Origin of the sequence: Gardnerella vaginalis (assembly GCF_001546485.1) — a bacterium.
Classification (GTDB): Bacteria; Actinomycetota; Actinomycetes; order Actinomycetales; family Bifidobacteriaceae; genus Bifidobacterium; species Bifidobacterium vaginale_D.
In genome coordinates this window covers 16,203-16,717 of the sequence record NZ_KQ956877.1, presented here as the reverse complement: position 1 = coordinate 16,717, position 515 = coordinate 16,203, and the positions used below count along the sequence as shown (strand labels likewise).

The following is a 515-nucleotide window of genomic DNA, read 5'->3' as shown; positions in this document are numbered from 1 at the left end:
AACACAAAACTCATAGACTCGTACAGAAAGTTACGCAACTGCGTGGTTTACTCAGTGCAACTGAAGTTGCGCAACTAAGCTACGGATTGGTTTTTTGTTGGTAAATTATTTTTGGTGTGACGCGTGCAGTAGCGCGAATGCTAGTGTTCTTTAAGCAATAAATACTCAACGTCCGCAGAGCATTAATGTTAAAGCTCACTAAGCAACAAATAGCCGCTGTTTGCAAAGCGATGATGCAAAGCTTCAGGAACAACGTTCGCAAAGCACAACCGCAAAGCTACACAAGCAACGTTTGCAAAGCATTACTGCAAAGCTATAGAATCAACGGCTGCAGAAGCACAACCGCAAAGCTTCAAAATCGCTTTTCGCAGAAGCACAACCGCAAAGCTACACAAGCAACGTTCGCAAAGCATTACTGCAAAGCTTCAGGAACTTTGACGGAGATTTCTCTCCTTCAACTTTGCTTTGCGAAATTCTTGAGTTTCGTCTATGAGTTTTGGCTAATGTGTTTGGTG

1 protein-coding gene is annotated in these 515 nt (G+C 42.9%); it reads left to right on the top strand.

Annotation, left to right across the window (positions count from 1 at the left end; all coding sequences use genetic code 11):
- Positions 1-185: 185 nt before the first annotated feature.
- On the top strand, positions 186-515 hold a 330-nt coding region (locus HMPREF3208_RS06940; RefSeq protein ID WP_230953118.1), incomplete at its 3' end, for a hypothetical protein.